This is a genomic window from Duganella sp. GW821-FHT01E12 (assembly GCF_059422325.1).
This window is the reverse complement of sequence record NZ_JBWKWR010000012.1, coordinates 25,663-40,272: the sequence shown is the minus strand read 5'-3', so window position 1 is coordinate 40,272 and position 14,610 is coordinate 25,663. Positions and strand designations below refer to the sequence as shown.

Sequence of the window (14,610 nt, the reverse complement as noted above, 5' to 3'; positions counted from 1 at the left end):
GCAACACGCTGCGGCGGCCTTGAAATTTAAAGTATACATTTTTGTCTAGACAAACTAATCTACAAACACTTTAGCAAGCCGACAAGAGACGCACCATGAGCATACCCAAACCAACCGCCGCCGAACTCGATCTGCTGCAGGCACTGTGGCCACTCGGCTCGGCCACCGCCAAACAGGTGCACGAGGCCATGCTGGCAGAGAAGCCGGAGCTGGCCTACGGCACCGTGCTGCGCCTGATGCAGATCATGCACACCAAGGGCATCCTGATCCGCGACGAGAGCCAGCGTTCGCACGTCTACGCGCCGGCGCAGGCGCAGGACGCGCTGCAAACCAATCTGCTGAAGGACTTGATGCAGAAAGCCTTCGCCGGCTCGGCCAAGGCGCTGGTGCTGGCGGCGCTGCGCTCCGGCATCTCGAAGAAGGAGCGCGAAGAGATCGAGAAAATCCTCAAGGATGAAAAGAAATGAGCGCCTTCATTTTCGCCCTCGGCCTGACGCTGATGCACTTCCTGTGGCAAGGCCTGCTGCTCGGTTGCGCCACCGCCGTCGCCCTCACGCTGCTGCGCAACAGCCGCGCCGAATACCGCTACCTGGTGGCCTGCTCCGCGCTGATGGCCTGCCTGTGCTGGCCGGCGGTCGAGCTGTTCCAGCGCCTGACCGGCCATGCCGACAGCGCCGCCATCATCGGCGCCGGCATGCTGCACAACGCCGCGCAGAGCATGGTCGGCGGCGGCGAACCGTTCGACCTGCGCGGCTCGATGCGCGGCATCGTCAGCCTGTGGGCCTTGTGCGCCGTGCTGCTCTCGCTGCGGATGATCCTCGGCCTGCTGTGGATAGACCGCGCCGCCAAGCAATGCGACTGCGCCCACCGCCGGGACCAGCTGCGCTGGGAAGCGCAATTGCGGCACCTCGCGGCGCGCTTCGGCGTGACGCGCGCGGTGCGGCTGCGCATCGTCGACACGATCGCCAGCCCGATCACCGCCGGCTGGTGGCGCCCGGTGGTGCTGCTGCCGGCCGCGCTGGTGGCCGGCATGCCGCCCGATTTGCTGGAGGCGCTGCTGGCGCACGAAATGGCGCACATCCAGCGCCACGATTACCTGGTCAACCTGCTGCAGAACGTGATCGAAACGCTGCTGTTCTACCACCCTGCCGTCTGGTGGATCTCGAACCGCATCCGCGTAGAGCGCGAGCTGATCGCGGATGATTGCGCAGCAAGGCAGCTCGGCGAACCGCGGCGTTTGGCCCTTGCGCTTTCGGAGCTGGAGCGTCTCCAGTTCTCAACTCACCATCTGGCCCAAGCGGCCAACGGAGGAAATTTGATGGATCGCATTCAACGTTTGTGCCGCCCTGCACCGCAGGCCTTGAACTGGAAAGCCGCCGTGCCGATGCTGGGACTGGCGCTGGCCTGCATGTCGATCTACGCGGAGGCCGTGGCCGCCGACAAGGCCGCCGCGCAGACGGTGCACGCCCTGGCCGACTTCAGCACCTGCGACAAGCCGAAATGGCCGGAAGGCGCGATAGAGCGCAAGGAAGCCGGCACCGTCACGCTGAAGTTCCTGGTCGGCGCCGACGGCAAGTTCAAGAAATCGCTGGTGCAGAAATCCAGCGGCCACCCGGACCTGGACGAAGCGGCCCGCGCCGGCATCGAGAAGTGCGGCTTCAAGCCCGCACTCAAGGCAGGCAAGCCGGTGGAGTCGTGGATGCGGATGCAGTACGTTTGGGTGCTGGAGTAAGCTCAGTGTGTGGGGCTTGACGCCATCCAGGCCAGGATGTCGGCGAAGATCTGCTCGCGATTGAGTTCGTTGAAATTCTCGTGATAGTTTTGCGGATGCCGCTGGTAGGTCAGCAGCGCCGGCGGCACCGATTTCAGCATCCGCTCGGCGGCGTCGGCGTCGGCCAGCTTGTCGTCGCCGGCCACCACCGCGAACAGTCGATGCGACCAGGCCGGCATGCGTGCCGCCAGTCCCTGCTGCGCATGCGTCAGCGCGTTGGCGAAGCGTACCGTGATTTCCGTGGCGCGCACGCCGTCGCGCTCATCGTCGTGATGGCGGGCGGTGATGGTGGGGTCGTGGGTCAGCAGATCGGTCAGCGGCGCCAGCGGCACCTTCATGCGCGGCGCCAGCGCGCCCAGCACGCCGGCCATCGCCTGCAGCAGCGGCGAGACCTTGATCGCGTTCACGTAGTACGGCGACGACAGGATGAAGCCCTTGATGGCGGCGTCGCCGGCAAAGTGGCCCAGGCCCAGGTGGGTGGCGATCAGCGCGCCCATCGAATGGCCCATCACGTAGACCGGCACGCCGGGATACTGCTGCTTGACCCACTGCAGGAAGACCACGCTGTCGTCCAGGAAGACATGGAAGCCGGGGATGTCGACGCGGCGCGCGTCCTGGTGGCCGCACAGGTCGTAGGCCACGGTGGCGATGCCGTGCCGGCGGAAGTACAGCGCCGGCGTGACGTAGTCGCCCGCGTGCGCCATGCCGCCGTGGATGGCCAGGATCACCGCGCGCGGCGCGGCGCCGGCCGGCTCCCAGATGTGGACGCGGCGCTCGGCCTGCGGGCCGGCGCGGAAGCTGGCCAGGCGGTCTTCGGCAAACCCCATCAGGCGGTGATGCTCAGATTGATGCCCATCTCGACCAGCAACTTCAGGTCGGCCAGCGAGAAGTCCAGGCTGGGGGTGGCTTCGCCGCGTTCGGTGGTGAAGGAGATGCGCAGTTCGGCCGCCACGTCGGAGCGCTCGAAGTGGATGCCGCGCGCCTGGCATTCGGCCAGGTAGTGGCGGATCTGCTTGAGCAGCGCGTCCGGGTTCATGTCGGTGCCGACCGCGACGTAGAAGCCGGAGTCCAGGCGCACCCGGCCGTCGGGCTTGAGATCGCCCTTTTGCCAGTCGCTGTCCGGCTCGGTCGGCAGGCCGTCGCGGACGTCGATCAAACCGTCTTCGTCGCCGTGCACCTTCAGGGTTGCGATGTTCATGGATTAGCCTTTATCGTCTCCGGGATACCGAATTAGGTTACACCAAAGAAATTTCAAAGTCTAGCAATATGGCTTGTTAGACAATACCGTAGCGGGTGCGGTAGGCGGCCACGGCGTCCTTGTATTGCAACAGCTGCGGATCGGCGCCGGCGCCGTTCAGGTAGCTGAACAGGTCGTCCAGGTTGCCGATCGAAATCACCGGGATATTGTAGGCCTTGGCCACTTCCTGCACCGCCGAGTTGGGCGACAGCTGGCCGTCCTGGCCCGAGCGCTCCATGCGGTCGAGCGCGATGAGCACGGCGCACGGTTCGGCGCCGGCGGCGCGTATCATGTCCACCGACTCGCGCACCGAGGTGCCGGCCGAGATCACGTCGTCGATGATGACGACCTTGCCCTGCAGCTTGGCGCCGACGATGGTGCCGCCCTCGCCGTGGTCCTTGGCTTCCTTGCGGTTGAAGGCGAACGAGGTGTTGCGGCCCTTGCCGGCCAGCGCCACCGCGGTGGCCGAGGCCAGCGTGATGCCCTTGTAGGCGGGGCCGAACAGCATGTCGAACTCGACGCCGGAATCGAGCAGGGTCTGCGCGTAGAACTGGGCCAGCTGGGCCAGCGTGGCGCCGTCGTGGAACAGGCCGGCGTTGAAGAAGTACGGCGACTGGCGCCCGGCCTTGGTGGTGAACTCGCCGAAGCGCAACACACCGGTCTTGACCGAAAATTCGATAAATTGCTGACGTAAGCTGTCCATACTGCCTCATTTCTGTAAAGTGCCTGTATTTTACCGCTACACTAGCGCATTCCAAAATTTACGCATTGAATCGACCATGCCAAAAATCATCTCCGCCAATCTGAACGGCATCCGTTCCGCCTCCAGCAAGGGCTTCTTCAAATGGATGGCCACGCAGGACGCCGATTTCGTCTGTGTCCAGGAATTGAAGGCGCAGGCGCCGGACATGACGCCGGAATTCCTCAACCCGGGCGGCTACCACGGCCACTTCCACTATGCCGAGAAAAAAGGCTATTCCGGCACCGGCGTCTACAGCAAGATCGAGCCGGATCGCGTGGTGATCGGCTTCGGCTCGCCGGAATTCGATGCCGAGGGCCGCTACGTCCGTTGCGATTTCGGCAATCTGACGGTGATTTCGGTGTACTGCCCGTCCGGTTCGTCCGGGCCGGAGCGCCAGGAGGCCAAGTTCCGCTTCATGGACCTGTTCCTGCCGCACCTGCAGTCGCTGCACGCCGAGGGGCGCGAGGTGGTCATCTGCGGCGACTGGAACATCGCTCATAAAGAGATCGACCTGAAGAACTGGAAGGGCAACAAGAAGAACTCCGGTTTCCTGCCGGAGGAGCGCGAGTGGATGACCCGCATCTTCGACGAGGTGGGCTTTGTCGACGTGCACCGGGGGCTCGATCCGCGCGAAGAGCAGTACACATGGTGGAGCAACCGCGGCCAGGCCTACGCCAAGAACGTCGGCTGGCGCATCGACTACCACGTCGCCACCCCGGGCATCGCCGCCAAGGCCACCACGGTGGCGATCTACAAGGAAGAAAAGTTCTCCGACCACGCGCCGTTGACCATCACTTACGCCTGAACTGTTGCAAAACCATTGGGGTCAAGTCTGACATTCGGACACGAGCTCAACCGTATGCGCCACATACGGTTGAGCTCGTGTCCGAATGTCAGACTTGACCCCACCGCTTTTAAAGGCTGCGGAGGCTGCGGAATTCGCGGCGTTCGCCGGTCAGCGGGTCGGTGAAGGCGATGCGGCGGGCCAGCAGTTTCAGCGGTTGCGAGACGTCGTCCTGCTTGCACGGCAGCGCTACCGGGTAGAACGCGTCGTTGATGATGGGGATGCCCAGCGATGACAGATGCACCCGCAGCTGGTGCTTGCGCCCGGTGTGCGGATGCAGCCGGTACAGCGTGCAGTCGGCGCGGTGCTCGATGACGTCGATCAGCGTCTCCGAATTCGGCTCGCCCGCCTCCTCCTTCATGATGAAGAATTTGTCGCCGTCGACCATGCGGCTGCGATACGTAAAGGGGAACTCGCGGCCGTGCAGGCGCGGCGCCAGCGCTTCATACTCTTTCTCGATCACCCGCTTCTGGAACATCGACTGATACGCGCCCCGGCTGTCCTGCCGGCGCGAGAAGATCACCACGCCCGCCGTCTCGCGGTCCAGCCGGTGGATGGGCGTTAAATCCTGCTCGCCCAGCTTTTTCTTCAGGCGCACCAGCAGCGTCTCGTGCAGGAAGCGCCCGGTCGGTATCATCGGCAGGAAGTGCGGCTTGTCCACCACCACCAGATGCTCGTCCATGAACAGCACCTCTTCCTTGAACGGAATCGGCGTCTCGGCATCCAGCTCGCGGTAGTAGAATATCCGCATGCCGCGCCGGTAGGCGCTGTGCGGCGTGAGCGCGTTGCCGTCGCTGTCCACCACCTCGCGCCGCACCATGCGGTCGCGCCACGACGCTTCCGTCACGTCCGGATAACGCGCCACCAGGAAGGTCAGCATGTCCGGCCACTGCCCCTCCGGCAGCCACAGGTAGCTCGGCGCGACACCGTCGCGCATCGGCAGCGGTGCGCCCGGCATTATGAGCGAGGCAGCGCCAGCGAGTGATACGGCGGCAGCGCGTTCGGGTCCAGGCCCTTGGCGCGCGCGTACACCGGCAGCACCAGGTACATATTCTTATCCATGTCCTCGATGCGCTTGCTGCCGCTGGGGTGCGTGGACAGGAAGGGCAAGGGCTGGTTCTTGTTCACCGCGCTCATTTTCTGCCACAGCGCGATGCCGGCGCGCGGATCGAAGCCGGCACGCGCCGCCAGATCCAGGCCGACCAGATCGGCCTCGCTCTCGTCGCCGCGCGAGAAGCTCAGCGCCGCGCCCTGCGCCACCATGCCGGCCGCCGCGTCGCCCAGGCGCGGATCGACGCCGAAATAGGCCGAACCCAACGCGCCGGCGATGCGCGCGCCAACCGAGGTGATGGTGTTCTTGCCGGCCTGCTCGCGCGCGTGCTCGCGCAGCGCGTGGGCGATCTCGTGGCCCATGACCATCGCCACTTCGTCGTCGGTCAGGTTCAGCTTGACCAGGATGCCGTTGTAGAAGGCGATGCGGCCGCCCGGCATGCAGAAGGCGTTCACCGTCGGCGAATTGAGCAGGTTGACTTCCCACTTCCAGTTGGCGGCGTCCGGGTTCCAGCGCGCGGTGAACGGGATCAGCCGCTTGGCGATGGCGCGCAGCCGTATCAGCTGCGGATTGCGCTCGGTGGCGACGGCGTCCTTCTGGTGCGCCTGGGCCAGCATCTGGTCGTACTGCAGCTTCGATTGCTGGTCGAACTGGCGGGCGTCGCCGCCGATGCCGCGCAGGCGCGACATGCTGGTCACGGGGATGCCGTCGTCCTGGGCGTGGACGGCCACGGGCGCAACGGCGCCGGCGCAGCAGACCAGCGCCAGCAAGGCGGCGTTGAATTTAAGCTTGTTCATTCCTAGTATTCCATGGTGCGATTTTCGGCAGCATCATCATGGCAGGAAACGCCAGGATGAAGCACACAATAAAGAACCAGAACCAGCCGGTTTCCGCCACTATATACCCGACCGAGGAATTGATAAACGTGCGCGGCACGGCGGCCAGACTGGAAAACAATGCGTACTGGGTGGCAGTGTAGCGCGGATCGGTGGCGCGCGACATGAACGCCACCAGCGCCGCCGCGCCCAGCCCCAGGCTGGCGAAGGCTTCGAAGCCGAACACTGCGCTCAGCAGCAGCGGATCGGGCCCGGTGCGCGCCAGCCAGGCGAAGCCCAGGATGGCCAGGGCCTGCAGCACGCCGAACACCCACAAGGCGCGGTTGATGCCCAGCTTGATCATCCAGATGCCGCCGACGGCGCCGCCGGCCAGCGCCGCCCACCAGCCGGTGGCGTTGGCCGCCAGGCCGATCTGCTTGGTGCTGAAGCCGATATCGAGGAAGAACTTGGTCGACAGCGCGGTGGCCATGCTGTCGCCGATTTTATACAGCAGCACGAAGGCGATGATCAGCAAGGCCTGCTTCCAGCCGTCGCGCTGCACGAATTCGCGGAACGGCAGCACCACGGCCTCCTGCAGGTTCTTCGGCGGCGCGCCATACACGGCGGGCTCCTTGGCCAGCAGCGTGCAGATCAAACCCGGCAGCATGAAGGCGGCGACGATCCAGAACACGGCCTGCCACGACATGCTGTCGGCCAGCACCAGCCCCAGCGCGCTCGGTATCAGGCTGGCGGCCTTGTAGGCGTTGACGATGATGGCCGCGCCCAGCCCCTGCTCGTTCTCGGCCAGGATCTCGCGGCGGTAGGCGTCGATCACCACGTCCTGGCTGGCCGACAGGAAGGCGATCAGGAACACCGTGCCGGCGATCAGGGTCAGCTCCAGTTTCGGGTCCAGCATCCCCAGGCCGCCGATCACCAGGAACAGCGCCAGCTGCGTGAGCGCCATCCAGCCGCGCCGGCGGCCCAGCGAGCCGATGGCGTAGCGGTCCATGAACGGCGCCCACAGGAACTTGAAGGTGTACGGGAAGGTCACCAGCGCGAACAGGCCCAGCGCCTTCACGTCCAGCCCGGACTTGGCCAGCCACGCCTGCATCAGGTAGATCAGCGTGTACAGCGGGAGGCCCGAGCTGAAGCCCAGGAACAGGATGGAGACGGTGCGGCCGTTCAGGTAGGTGCGCAAGCCGGTTGGCTGTTCCTGGATCGTCATCAGTGGCTGGCCTTTTTACGCAAGCGGAACACGGCAAGGTCGCCGCGCAGATTGGGCAGGAAGGAGACGCGGTGCCCTTCGGCCAGCGCCACACAGTCGACCACTTCCAGCCCGCACTCCTGCGCCAGGTCGCGGAAATCGGTGATGGTGGCGCAGCGCACGTTGGGCGTGTCGTACCACTCGTAGGGCAGCGATTCCGACACCGGCATGCGGCCCTTGAGCAGGGCCACGCGGTGCGGCCAGTAGGCGAAGTTGGGGAAGGAGACGATGGCCTCCTTGCCGACGCGGACAATGTCGCGCAACAGCGGCTCCACATGCTTCATCATCTGCAGCGACGACAGGCACAGCACCGTGTCGAAGCTGTCGTCGCCGAACAGGGCCAGGCCCTTCTCCATGTCCTGCTGGATCACGCGCACGCCGCGTTTGGTGCTGTCCAAGACCTTGTCGTCGGCGATCTCGATGCCGTAGCCGCTGCACTGCTTGTCGCTCTGCAGATAGTCCATCATCACGCCGTCGCCGCAGCCCACGTCGAGCACGTGGGCGTTCTTGGGCACCCAGTGGGCGATGAAGGCCAGGTCGGGCCTGGCGCTGCTTAAATCGTTGAAGTTCATGCTGCCGCTTTCTCGTTAATGTCGTTCCACACCTGGTCGTAGTAGGCGCGCACCAGCTTCATGTAGCGCGGGTCTTCCAGCAGGAAGGCGTCGTGGCCGTGCGGCGCGTCGATCTCCGCGTAGGTGACCTGGCGGCGGTTGCAGATCAGCGCCTGCACGATCTCCTGGCTGCGCTCCGGCGAGAAGCGCCAGTCGGTGGTGAACGAGGCCAGGAAGAACTTGGCCTTGGTGCGCGAGAGCGTCCTGGCCAGATCGCCGCCGTGCGCGCGCGCCGGGTCGAAGTAGTCGAGCGCCTTGGTGATCAGCAGGTAGGTGTTGGCGTCGAAGTATTCGCTGAACTTGTCGCCCTGGTAGCGCAGGTAGGATTCGATTTCGAAATCGACGCCGAAGCCGAATTTGTAGTCGCCCGCCTCGGCGGCGTCCCTGAGCTTGCGGCCGAACTTCTCCGCCATGTCGTCGTCGGACAAATAGGTGATGTGGCCCACCATGCGCGCCACGCGCAGGCCGTTCTTCGGCACCACGCCGTGTTCATAGAAGTCGCCGCCGTGGTAATCGGGGTCCGACAGGATGGCCTGGCGGGCGACGTCGTTGAAGGCGATGTTCTGCGCCGACAGCTTGGCGGTGGACGCGATCACCACGCAATGGCGCAGGCGATCCGGGTACATGATGGACCAGGCCAGCGCCTGCATGCCGCCCAGCGATCCGCCCATGACGGCGGCGAACTGTGTGATGCCCAGTTCATCGGCCAGGCGCGCCTGGGCGTTGACCCAGTCCTCCACCGTGACCACCGGGAAGGCCGCGCCATATGGCTTGCCGGTGGCGGGATTGACGTGCATAGGCCCGGTCGAGCCGAAGCACGAGCCGAGGTTGTTGATGCCGATGACGAAGAACTTGTCGGTGTCGAGCGATTTGCCCGGGCCGACCATATTGTCCCACCAGCCCTGGCTTTTCGGCTGGCCTTCATATTCGCCGGCCACGTGGTGCGAGGCGTTGAGCGCGTGGCAGACCAGCACCGCGTTCGATTTGTCGGCGTTGAGGGTGCCGTAGGTTTCATACATCAGCATGTAGTCGCGCAGCGAGGCGCCGCTTTGCAGCGCCAGCGGCTGCGCAAAATGCATGGTTTGCGGAGTAACGTATCCTAAGGATGGCATGTGGTTGTGTTGTTATAGGGGTCGGCCCCGCGGGCCATCTATCAAGGTGGGACCGCGAGGATGGGTCCCACCACTTACTACATCAACTGCAATTGTTCGACCGCGTCTGCAATTACGTTGGGTTCCATCGAGCGCATGATCTTGCGGGTTTGCGGCGTGATGAGCGCAAGGTTGCTGTTCAGGATTTCCTGCTTGACCGACAGCAGCTGCGCGGGATGCATCGAGAATTCGCGCAAGCCCATGCCCAGCAGCAGGCGGGTGAGCTTGACGTCGCCCGCCATCTCGCCGCATACGGCCACGTCGATCCCGGCTTTATGCCCGGCCGCAATCGTCATCGAGATCAATTGCAGCACAGCCGGATGCAGCGGATTGTAAAGGTGCGCGACCTCATAATCAACCCGGTCGATCGCCAGCGTGTACTGGATCAGGTCATTGGTGCCGATGGACAGGAAGTCCATCCGCTTGACGAACATCGGCAGCGCCAGCGCGGCGGCCGGGATTTCGATCATGGCGCCGACGTCGACGTCGTCGTCGAACTTGACGTTCTGCTCGCGCAGCTCGGCCTTGGCCTGGGCGATCATCGCCAGCGACTGGTCGATCTCGAACGCGTGCGCCAGCATCGGGATCAGGATGCGCACCTTGCCGAACGCCGACGCGCGCAGGATGGCGCGCAGCTGCGTCAGGAATATCTGCGGCTCGGCCAGACAGTAGCGGATCGCCCGCAGGCCCAGCGCCGGATTGAGCGCCGTGTGCTCGGTCTGGTCGAGCGGCTTGTCGGCGCCGATGTCGAGCGTGCGGATGGTCACCGGCCGGCCCTTCATCGCCACCACGGCCTTCTTGTACTGCTCGAACTGCTCGTCCTCGGACGGGATGCGGCTGTTGCGGCCCATGAACAGGAACTCGGAGCGGAACAGGCCGACGCCGTTGGCGCCCGCCTCCATCGCGGCCGGGCAGTCGTCGGGCAGCTCGATGTTGGCCATCAGCTGGATCTCGACGCCGTCCTTGGTGATGGCAGGGGTCTTCTTCAGCTTGTTGAGCTTCTTGCGCGCGCGGGCGGCGGCGCCCTGGCGGTCGCGGTACTGCTCCAGCACCAGCGCGCTCGGGTTGGCGATCACCACGCCGGCGTCGCCGTCGATGATCAGCCAGTCGTCCTGCTCGATCAGGGTCGAGGCGCCGGACATGCCGACCGCCGCCGGGATGTCCAGGCTGCGGGCGACGATGGCCGTGTGCGAGTTCTGGCCGCCGACGTCGGTGACGAAGCCGATGAAGGAGCGGTCGCGGAACTGCAGCATGTCGGCCGGCGAGATGTCGTGCGCGACGATGATCATCTGCGCCTGGAAGCCGTCCTCGCCGGTGGTGGCGGGCAGGATCTGCGCGGTGCCCATCAACACCTTCAGCACGCGCTCGGCGACCTGCTGGATGTCGGCCTTGCGCTCGCGCAGGTAGGGGTCTTCGATTTCGTCGAACTGCGCCGAGAGCTCGTCGATCTGGGTCAGCAGCGCCCATTCGGCGTTGTAGTGGCGGGTGCGGATGATGTCGAGCGGCGCCTCCGAGATCATCGGGTCGGACAGGATCAGCGCATGGACGTCGATGAAGGCGCCCAGTTCGGTCGGCGCATCCTTCGGCAGTTCGTTCCACAGCGTCTGCAGCTCCTTGTGCACCTGCACCAGCGCCTGCTGCAGGCGCGACACCTCGGCCTCCAGATGCTCTTCCGCCACCAGGTAGTGCTTGACGTCCAGCGCCGCCGGCGCCAGCTTGTGCGCGCGGCCAATGGCGATGCCGCGCGAAACCGGGATGCCATGCAGGGTGAAGGAAGCCATAGGCGGACCTGTGGGGGTACGGGGACGGCTGCGTTCCGCCGGCATTACTCGCCTTCGCCGAACTTGTCGTTGACCAGCGCCGTCAGCGCGGCGATGCAATCGCCCTCGTCGGCGCCGTCCGCTTCCAGCATGACCTTGGCGCCCTTGCCGGCGGCCAGCATCATCACGCCCATGATGGACTTGGCGTTGATGCGGCGCGCGTTGCGGGTCAGCCAGACGTCGCTCTGGAACTTAGCTGCCAACTGGGTAAATTTGGCGGAGGCACGCGCATGCAAACCAAGCTTGTTGATAATCTCAAGTTCTTGTTGAATCATTTTTCTTTTGTCTCAATCAGAAATGCGCACTGCAAAAAACCGCCGCCATGCGATGCACGCGGCGGCCACATAAATCCGGCCTCAGGGCTGCCCGACCCTGATCCGGTTGTCGACGCGCACCGCTCCGCTCTGCGCGCCGGCCAAGGCCATCTCGACCACCACGTCCAGCGTGTCGCGGCGGTAGGTGATGGCGCGCAGCAGCATCGGCAAACTGATGCCCGCGATGACCTCCACCCGGCCGGCGTCCGCCAGACGGTTACAGCAATTGGCGGGCGTGCCGCCTTTGACGTCGGTGATGACCAGCACCCCGTCGCCGTCGTCGAGACGCTTGATCGCCGCCGATGCCAGCGCCTGGACTTCGGCGAGATCCTGGTCGGCGACCACGTCGATCGCCTCCAGCCGCTCGGTCGGACCACGGAACACATGGGCGCAGGCGGCAATAAAAGCCTGTCCCAGTGGAGCGTGCGTCATAAGCAGTATGCCAACCATATTCTTAAACCGCCAGTGAGCGCGGACGTTTTTTGACGGCGTCCGGCATTATTGTTAATTTTTAAGTTGTTTGCCCAGCGCCACGGCCGCTTCGACGGCGTCGAGGAACATCGCCGCCACCTGGAAGCCCGTTTGCTGGGTGATTTCCTGGAAGCAGGTTGGACTGGTGACGTTCACTTCCGTGAGGCAATCACCGATAACATCTAATCCTACCAGCAACAGGCCACGGGCGGCCAGTATCGGGCCCAGCGCGTTGGCGATTTCCGCGTCGCGCTCGGTCAGTGGCTGGGCCACGCCCATGCCGCCGGCCGCCAGGTTGCCGCGCACCTCGCCGTTCTGCGGGATGCGCGCCAGCGAAAACGGCACCGGCTTGCCGCCGATGACCAGGATGCGCTTGTCGCCCTGCACGATTTCGGGGATGTAGCGCTGCACCATGATGGTGCGGGCGCCGTTGTCGGTCAGCGTTTCGATGATGGAGCCCAGGTTCATGCCGTCGGCCGTCACGCGGAACACGCCGGCGCCGCCCATGCCGTCCAGCGGCTTGAGGATGATGTCGCCGTGGTGCTTCTGGAAGGCGCGGATGCGGGCTTCGTCGGAGGTCACCAGGGTCGGCGAGGTGTACTGACTGAACTGGGAGATCGACAGCTTTTCGTTGTGGTCGCGGATCGCCGACGGTTTGTTGAACACCTGCGCGCCCTGCTTTTCGGCCAGCTCCAGCAGGTAGGTGCCGTAGATGTACTCCATGTCGAACGGCGGGTCCTTGCGCTGGATGATGGCGTCGAAGTCACCCAGATTGGTTTCGTGGGACGGCGCCGCGCGGAACCAGTCGTGGCTGTCGCCGGTCAGGGTGATGACCGCCGCGTTGGCGAACACCACGCCGCAGTCCAGCGCCATGTCGTTTTGCTCGAAGGCGTAGACGGTGTGGCCGCGCTTGGCCGCCTCCACCATCATGGCGTAGGTCGAGTCCTTGTAGGTCTTGAAGCTGGCCAAGGGATCGGCGAGGAAAGCTATTTTCATGGGCGCATCCATTCGGGGTAATGCCTGATTTTAGCCGAGATTCGCCGGCGGCACCGGGGAGCGGACCAGTCCGCTCCCGGGGTGCTTAGTAGACTTCGGGGTTGGGATCGGTGCGCTCCATTTCCAGCGACGCCGCCAGCAGCGCCAGCCGCGCCACCACGCCGTACACGTAGAAACGGTTCGGCGCGGCCGTGCCCGGCTTAGCCTTCAGATCCGGCACCGCGTGCTGCTGGGCGAACGCCAGCGGCACGTACTGCGAGCCGGGCGCGTTGAGGTTCTGGTCGATGCCCTTCTCCGCGTGCACGCGGTAGAAGCCGCCCACCACGTAGCGGTCGATCATGTAGACCACCGGCTCGGCCACCGCGTCCTTGATGCTCTCGAAGGTCGGCACGCCTTCCTGGATGATGAAGTCGGTCACTTCCTTGCCATCCTTGATGACGATCATCTTGTCGCGCTGCGACTGGCTCAAGTCCTTGATTTCATTGGAATCCTTGATCGTCAGGATGCTGGTGCCGTAGGTGCCGGCGTCCGGCTTGACGATCACGAACGGCTTCTGGTCCTTGATGCCGTATTCCTTGTACTTCTTCTTGATCTTGGACAGCAGCGCGTCGACATTGGCGGCCAGGCAGTCGTAGCCCTCGCCGGTGCGGAAGTTGACGGCGTCGCACTTGGCGTGGAAGGGGTTGAGCATCCACGGATCGACGCCGATCAGCTTGCCGAACTTCTTGACCACCTCATCGTAGGCGTTCATGTGGTTGCTCTTGCGGCGCAGGGCCCAGCCGGCGTGCAGCGGCGGCAGCAGGCTTTGCTCGTGGATGTTCTGCAAGATGTCAGGAATGCCGGCCGACAGGTCGTTGTTCAGCAGGATGGTGCACGGGTCGAAATCCTTCAGCCCCAGGCGGCGGCCGTTGGCCGAACGCACCAGCGGCTCGACCACCAGCATGTTGCCGTCCGGCAGGGGCAGCGGGGTCGGCTGGGTGATTTCCGGCGACAGCGAGCCCAGGCGCACATGCAGGCCGGTCTGGCGGAATATCTGCATCAGCCGGGCCACGTTCTGCCAGTAGGTCGGGTGGCGCTCGTGCACTTCCGGTATCAACAGCAGGTTGCGGGCGTCCGGGCAATATTTGTCGATGGCGGCCATGGCGGCCTGCACCGACAGCGGCAGCATTTCCGTGGCCAGATGGTTGAAGCCGCCGGGGAACAGATTGGTGTCGACCGGCGCCAGCTTGTAGCCGGCGTTGCGCATGTCGACCGAGCAATAGAACGGCGGCGTGTGTTCCTGCCACTCCAGGCGGAACCAGCGCTCAATGGCCGGCGTCGCGGCCAGGATTTTTTCTTCGAGGTCGAGCAGCGGTCCTGTCAGGGCCGTGGCGAGATGGGGAACCATGATTACTTCCTTAAATGATGCGGGAGGACGACCCTCCAGGCACGCAGAACATCAGATATTACCGTGCAGATAGCCCAAATCGGGGCGAAAACCCTATTTTAAAGGCGGGAAATAAAAAAAGCGCCCACAAAGAGGC

General features: G+C 64.5%; 16 protein-coding genes. 3 read left to right on the top strand and 13 right to left on the bottom strand.

Annotated features, from left to right (window positions below):
* Positions 1-95: 95 nt before the first annotated feature.
* Both AC07WS_RS25450 and AC07WS_RS25445 read left to right on the top strand, forming a co-directional pair.
* A complete protein-coding gene (locus AC07WS_RS25450; RefSeq protein WP_494731751.1) occupies positions 96-467 on the top strand; it encodes a BlaI/MecI/CopY family transcriptional regulator in 372 nt (123 codons plus the stop codon).
* Positions 464-1,732: a TonB family protein gene (locus AC07WS_RS25445; RefSeq protein ID WP_494731750.1), complete on the top strand. Its 1,269-nt coding sequence runs from the start codon at positions 464-466 to the stop codon at positions 1,730-1,732. The genes AC07WS_RS25450 and AC07WS_RS25445 overlap by 4 nt, the downstream gene beginning before the upstream one ends.
* A 2-nt stretch (positions 1,733-1,734) precedes the next feature.
* Here the strand turns inward: AC07WS_RS25445 and AC07WS_RS25440 are convergent, their stop codons facing one another.
* The 3 genes from AC07WS_RS25440 to pyrE all read right to left on the bottom strand — a co-directional run bounded on the left by AC07WS_RS25440 (position 1,735) and on the right by pyrE (position 3,711).
* Positions 1,735-2,598 carry an alpha/beta fold hydrolase gene (locus AC07WS_RS25440; RefSeq protein ID WP_494731749.1) on the bottom strand — a complete coding sequence of 288 codons (864 nt, stop codon included), beginning with the start codon at positions 2,596-2,598 and terminating at the stop codon, positions 1,735-1,737.
* Positions 2,598-2,969 carry a hypothetical protein gene (locus AC07WS_RS25435; protein WP_494731748.1) on the bottom strand — a complete coding sequence of 124 codons (372 nt, stop codon included), beginning with the start codon at positions 2,967-2,969 and terminating at the stop codon, positions 2,598-2,600. The genes AC07WS_RS25440 and AC07WS_RS25435 overlap by 1 nt, the downstream gene beginning before the upstream one ends.
* A gap of 76 nt (positions 2,970-3,045) precedes the next feature.
* Entirely contained in the window at positions 3,046-3,711 is a 666-nt protein-coding gene (pyrE, locus tag AC07WS_RS25430; RefSeq protein ID WP_494731747.1) for an orotate phosphoribosyltransferase, read from the bottom strand.
* A gap of 76 nt (positions 3,712-3,787) precedes the next feature.
* On the opposite strand from pyrE, the gene AC07WS_RS25425 reads away from it, so the two are divergent.
* A complete protein-coding gene (locus AC07WS_RS25425; protein ID WP_117012813.1) occupies positions 3,788-4,555 on the top strand; it encodes an exodeoxyribonuclease III in 768 nt (255 codons plus the stop codon).
* 109 nt (positions 4,556-4,664) lie between these two features.
* Here the strand turns inward: AC07WS_RS25425 and AC07WS_RS25420 are convergent, their stop codons facing one another.
* The 10 genes from AC07WS_RS25420 to gshA form a co-directional block, all read right to left on the bottom strand.
* Positions 4,665-5,552, bottom strand: coding sequence for a pseudouridine synthase (locus AC07WS_RS25420; RefSeq protein ID WP_494731746.1), 888 nt, complete (start codon positions 5,550-5,552; stop codon positions 4,665-4,667).
* Positions 5,552-6,442, bottom strand: a complete 891-nt coding sequence (locus AC07WS_RS25415) for a M48 family metallopeptidase (protein WP_494731745.1) — start codon at positions 6,440-6,442, stop codon at positions 5,552-5,554. The genes AC07WS_RS25420 and AC07WS_RS25415 overlap by 1 nt, the downstream gene beginning before the upstream one ends.
* A complete protein-coding gene (locus AC07WS_RS25410; protein ID WP_494731744.1) occupies positions 6,429-7,685 on the bottom strand; it encodes an AmpG family muropeptide MFS transporter in 1,257 nt (418 codons plus the stop codon). Before AC07WS_RS25410 ends, AC07WS_RS25415 begins: the two co-directional genes overlap by 14 nt.
* Positions 7,685-8,296 carry a methionine biosynthesis protein MetW gene (metW, locus tag AC07WS_RS25405; RefSeq protein WP_494731743.1) on the bottom strand — a complete coding sequence of 204 codons (612 nt, stop codon included), beginning with the start codon at positions 8,294-8,296 and terminating at the stop codon, positions 7,685-7,687. The genes AC07WS_RS25410 and metW overlap by 1 nt, the downstream gene beginning before the upstream one ends.
* Positions 8,293-9,447: a homoserine O-succinyltransferase MetX gene (metX, locus tag AC07WS_RS25400; RefSeq protein ID WP_494731742.1), complete on the bottom strand. Its 1,155-nt coding sequence runs from the start codon at positions 9,445-9,447 to the stop codon at positions 8,293-8,295. Before metX ends, metW begins: the two co-directional genes overlap by 4 nt.
* A 77-nt stretch (positions 9,448-9,524) precedes the next feature.
* The gene (gene ptsP / locus AC07WS_RS25395) at positions 9,525-11,267 is read right to left on the bottom strand and encodes a phosphoenolpyruvate--protein phosphotransferase (RefSeq protein ID WP_494731741.1); all 1,743 of its coding nucleotides are present in this window, start codon (positions 11,265-11,267) and stop codon (positions 9,525-9,527) included.
* A gap of 44 nt (positions 11,268-11,311) precedes the next feature.
* The gene (locus tag AC07WS_RS25390) at positions 11,312-11,581 is read right to left on the bottom strand and encodes an HPr family phosphocarrier protein (protein WP_117012806.1); all 270 of its coding nucleotides are present in this window, start codon (positions 11,579-11,581) and stop codon (positions 11,312-11,314) included.
* An 81-nt stretch (positions 11,582-11,662) separates the two neighbouring features.
* The gene (locus AC07WS_RS25385; RefSeq protein WP_444844981.1) at positions 11,663-12,070 is read right to left on the bottom strand and encodes a PTS sugar transporter subunit IIA; all 408 of its coding nucleotides are present in this window, start codon (positions 12,068-12,070) and stop codon (positions 11,663-11,665) included.
* 54 nt (positions 12,071-12,124) lie between these two features.
* Positions 12,125-13,087, bottom strand: coding sequence for a glutathione synthase (gshB, locus tag AC07WS_RS25380; RefSeq protein ID WP_494731740.1), 963 nt, complete (start codon positions 13,085-13,087; stop codon positions 12,125-12,127).
* An 85-nt stretch (positions 13,088-13,172) separates the two neighbouring features.
* A complete protein-coding gene (gshA, locus tag AC07WS_RS25375) occupies positions 13,173-14,474 on the bottom strand; it encodes a glutamate--cysteine ligase (protein WP_494731739.1) in 1,302 nt (433 codons plus the stop codon).
* Positions 14,475-14,610: the final 136 nt, after the last annotated feature.

Excerpts from the sequence above, each read along its gene's own strand:
- pyrE (WP_494731747.1), bottom strand. The coding sequence starts at position 3,711 with ATGGACAGCTTACGTCAGCAATTTATCGAATTTTCGGTCAAGACCGGT.
- AC07WS_RS25420 (WP_494731746.1), bottom strand. The coding sequence starts at position 5,552 with ATGCCGGGCGCACCGCTGCCGATGCGCGACGGTGTCGCGCCGAGCTAC.
- AC07WS_RS25415 (WP_494731745.1), bottom strand. The coding sequence starts at position 6,442 with ATGAACAAGCTTAAATTCAACGCCGCCTTGCTGGCGCTGGTCTGCTGC.
- AC07WS_RS25445 (WP_494731750.1), top strand. The coding sequence starts at position 464 with ATGAGCGCCTTCATTTTCGCCCTCGGCCTGACGCTGATGCACTTCCTG.
- AC07WS_RS25385 (WP_444844981.1), bottom strand. The coding sequence starts at position 12,070 with ATGGTTGGCATACTGCTTATGACGCACGCTCCACTGGGACAGGCTTTT.
- metX (WP_494731742.1), bottom strand. The coding sequence starts at position 9,447 with ATGCCATCCTTAGGATACGTTACTCCGCAAACCATGCATTTTGCGCAG.
- AC07WS_RS25425 (WP_117012813.1), top strand. The coding sequence starts at position 3,788 with ATGCCAAAAATCATCTCCGCCAATCTGAACGGCATCCGTTCCGCCTCC.
- AC07WS_RS25450 (WP_494731751.1), top strand. The coding sequence starts at position 96 with ATGAGCATACCCAAACCAACCGCCGCCGAACTCGATCTGCTGCAGGCA.
- gshA (WP_494731739.1), bottom strand. The coding sequence starts at position 14,474 with ATGGTTCCCCATCTCGCCACGGCCCTGACAGGACCGCTGCTCGACCTC.
- gshB (WP_494731740.1), bottom strand. The coding sequence starts at position 13,087 with ATGAAAATAGCTTTCCTCGCCGATCCCTTGGCCAGCTTCAAGACCTAC.
- AC07WS_RS25410 (WP_494731744.1), bottom strand. The coding sequence starts at position 7,685 with ATGACGATCCAGGAACAGCCAACCGGCTTGCGCACCTACCTGAACGGC.
- AC07WS_RS25390 (WP_117012806.1), bottom strand. The coding sequence starts at position 11,581 with ATGATTCAACAAGAACTTGAGATTATCAACAAGCTTGGTTTGCATGCG.
- AC07WS_RS25435 (WP_494731748.1), bottom strand. The coding sequence starts at position 2,969 with ATGAACATCGCAACCCTGAAGGTGCACGGCGACGAAGACGGTTTGATC.
- metW (WP_494731743.1), bottom strand. The coding sequence starts at position 8,296 with ATGAACTTCAACGATTTAAGCAGCGCCAGGCCCGACCTGGCCTTCATC.
- ptsP (WP_494731741.1), bottom strand. The coding sequence starts at position 11,267 with ATGGCTTCCTTCACCCTGCATGGCATCCCGGTTTCGCGCGGCATCGCC.
- AC07WS_RS25440 (WP_494731749.1), bottom strand. The coding sequence starts at position 2,598 with ATGGGGTTTGCCGAAGACCGCCTGGCCAGCTTCCGCGCCGGCCCGCAG.